Consider the following 3,098-nt stretch of genomic DNA (forward strand, 5'->3'; position numbering starts at 1 on the left):
CGAAAAAGCAAAAGACATTAACCACCTGCAATCACTTCGTGCTGACCGCCAAAGAGCTATCAGCGACCACGAACGTAAGCTGGATCGCTTTGACGAAGATATCGCAGATTACGAAGCTCGCTGTGCTTTAACAGTAAAAACGCAGTAACGGCTGCGTATCTGAATAACGGTGTGAAGAGTATTAATTGTGTGGGGAGATGGGTGTTATGACTGAAGTAAATGAAAAAAACAGCCAGGTAGTCGTTGACCCGGCTGATATGACAGGCGTTGATTTGTATGAGCATTTGTCAAGGCGGTTTTACCCATTCGTTCGCGTCTGTCAGTTAACAGGTTTTGTTAACTCTGGTGTTACCAGATTGGCGAGCGACACTGAGAAAGCGCTTAGTGCAGCTATTCTTGCTTTAGATACTGCCAACCAGTACCCAGGGTCCAACCTTCAAAAGGATCTATATCAAAGTCATCAGAAGCTACTGGCTTTACAAGATTATTTAAGTGAGTTTGAGCCACTTCAGGAAGCACCAGTTCGGTAAGTGGTTTATGCAAAACTATTAATTTCGCATTATTACTTAATTTATCGAACTGATCAGGAAGTATGCCAGTTTTTGAGTAAATAAATGAATGCAGCGTTTCTTCCGGCGATTGCTTGAACCAGATACCAATTTCATTTTTCCGGTATTCGAACAACGCAACTTCAAGAAGAAACAGGAAATGTGCTTTTTTGCGAATGGTGGACTCAGCTTCATAGCCTTCAATAAAACGAGAATGATCTAAACCATGGTACTTGCATAATGTTTCTCCAAGCACTTGCCATAAATCTGAATACTTTGACATGCTTTACCCTCTTGGTTGTGTGAGAACACCAAGATACCACCGCCGCCCGAGGTGGTTAAACAACCGGGCACGAATAATGTGAAGAGAGAAGACGACCAGATAACAATAACCATGCAGTCCTTGTTCGCGGCTGAGCGAACTACGGTGCAGTCCACCAGCCAGCCGCAATTTTTTACAAACATAAGACCACCGGCGTACACATCCTGCCGGATACTTTGCCAATATGCGGGTGGTCTTATTTTTGTGTGAAGAGACAAATGAGGGAATAACTATGTCACGTCCATCAATTAAAAACGTTATTATATTTAAAGCGGAGTTACCTACCGCCGAGGCATTAAGTAAACATTTATCGGAATGTTTATTTACTGATGTATTGGAGTCTCACTATTTCAGTTGTGGCTTTATAGCAAATACCGTGACCGCTGAAATTGTCACCCCGATTGAAGGTGGATTTTTATTATCTTACCGCATCGACGAAAAAATATTACCTACTTCCGTTATTGCCCGTGAATTGTACGACCGATCACAAAAACTACTGGATGAAGGTATTGAATTTGACGCGGCAGCACTCAAAGAAACAACCTGTGCCGAGCTGCTGAAGCGCGCATTCATCAAAAGTACACACGTTCTGGCGCTGTACAATGAAACGGATCGGATTCTCGTTGCTGCTACCTCACGAAAGCAGCACGCCAGTATGGTCATTTCCTCTCTGGTTAAAGCCTGCGGATCTGTGAAGACTGAAACTATCCACATCGACGGTGTATCTAAAGGCGTTACTGCCCGTCTTGATAATATGCTGAACGATAAAACCGATGACGATTGCTTCAGTAACAATCTTCAGGTTGGCAGCTTCTTCCTGCTGGAACGCAAACTGGAGAAAAAAAGAGAGGTCGTGAAATACGATACTGATTTTTACTCTGTCCGTGGTGAACTGGAAGAAAGCCTGAATAATAACTTCACCGTTTCAATGATTGAATTATCAACAGGCGATATTACCTTTAAATTAACCGACCAATTTACATTTAAGGGTATTAAGCCGGTAAATAAAATTGAGTTTGACGGTGAAGACCCGGTGTTCCGTTATCGCCATGAATGTGCGCTTATGCTTTTTTTTGTATCAAACGCAATTAAAATCCTGATTGATTTACTGAAATATAAAGAAAAAATAATTAAATAGAGTACCACCCGACACCAGGGAATTAATTACTTATAAAAAGTAACGGCTTTTTATTATCTGAATTGTGTGGAGAGATATATGTCCTATATAACAACCATCACCGGAAAGCATATTGATTTTGCCAATATCACTCCGGATTTATTCTGCATTAAAGACATTGCCGCCGGGTTGTCTAATACCTGTCGTTTCACCGGGCAATTAGCAAACTTCTACTCCGTGGCTCAGCACTCTGTGTATGTCAGCCAGATTGTACCGCCTGAATATGCACTGGAAGCCCTGTTACACGATGCGACCGAGGCGTACATGGGTGATATCACTTCACCACTGAAAGCCATGCTGCCTGACTACAAGTCGATAGAAAAACGCGTTGATGCCGCTATCCGGGAGAAGTTTAGGTTGCCACCGGTAATGACGATTGATATTCACCATGCCGACCTGGTTATGCTGGCAACAGAACGCCGGGATTTTGAAGTAGATCCAGGAAGTCACTGGTCAATGCTGAATGCTATCGACCCGCACGATGACATCATTATCCAGCCACTGACACCTCCGCAGGCATATCACCAGTTTATGGCGCGGTTTGAGTTGTTGATTTCAAACCGGGGCGCGGCTGTCTCATACATTAAACCGGAAAGAGATGAATACGGATACTGGTCGCACCCCGATATTCCGTACATGGAGACGCCAGCCGAAGTCAAAGCCTGGATGAACAGAAGCAATCTGGAATATCACCACGTACTTATTGAAGACGATATTGATTGCGACAGTCCGGCATGGGTTGCTTATTTCGAAAACGGTAACCCGAATGTATCAGCATGGGAACCAACACCGCCAGATGGTGACGGCTGGATAATGATCTGGATTTGTGACAGTGATGATGGCGCTTGCTGTGCATGGGTTCGTGATAAACGAATGGTAATGGAGTGTGCGTAATGAGCTTTCAAAACGACACTAAGTTACATGAAATGACGTGTATTAAATCTGATGGTTTACATCGTCATTATCATTTTTCAAACCCAAAGCACTCAAATTACTGGTTCGATATCGTAACTGTTCCCGGCTATTTATTTATGACCGGCGATATGGGTAC

2 protein-coding genes and 1 pseudogene are annotated in these 3,098 nt (G+C 43.3%); 2 read left to right on the plus strand and 1 reads right to left on the minus strand.

The features are described from left to right. Window positions 1-390: 390 nt before the first annotated feature. Entirely contained in the window at window positions 391-831 is a 441-nt protein-coding gene (locus ACMHKJ_RS19065) for an ECs1072 family phage-associated protein (RefSeq protein ID WP_413496389.1), read from the minus strand. A gap of 271 nt (window positions 832-1,102) precedes the next feature. Between ACMHKJ_RS19065 and rdgC the strand changes: the two genes are divergently transcribed. Beyond that, window positions 1,103-2,008: a recombination-associated protein RdgC gene (rdgC, locus tag ACMHKJ_RS19070; protein ID WP_413496391.1), complete on the plus strand. Its 906-nt coding sequence runs from the start codon at window positions 1,103-1,105 to the stop codon at window positions 2,006-2,008. 78 nt (window positions 2,009-2,086) lie between these two features. Further along, window positions 2,087-2,611, plus strand: a pseudogene (locus ACMHKJ_RS19075) (YfbR-like 5'-deoxynucleotidase); the annotation flags it as partial. Window positions 2,612-3,098 lie beyond the last annotated feature (487 nt).

It is taken from the genome of Morganella psychrotolerans (assembly GCF_965118875.1).
In the GTDB taxonomy this organism is placed as follows: domain Bacteria; phylum Pseudomonadota; class Gammaproteobacteria; order Enterobacterales; family Enterobacteriaceae; genus Morganella; species Morganella psychrotolerans_C.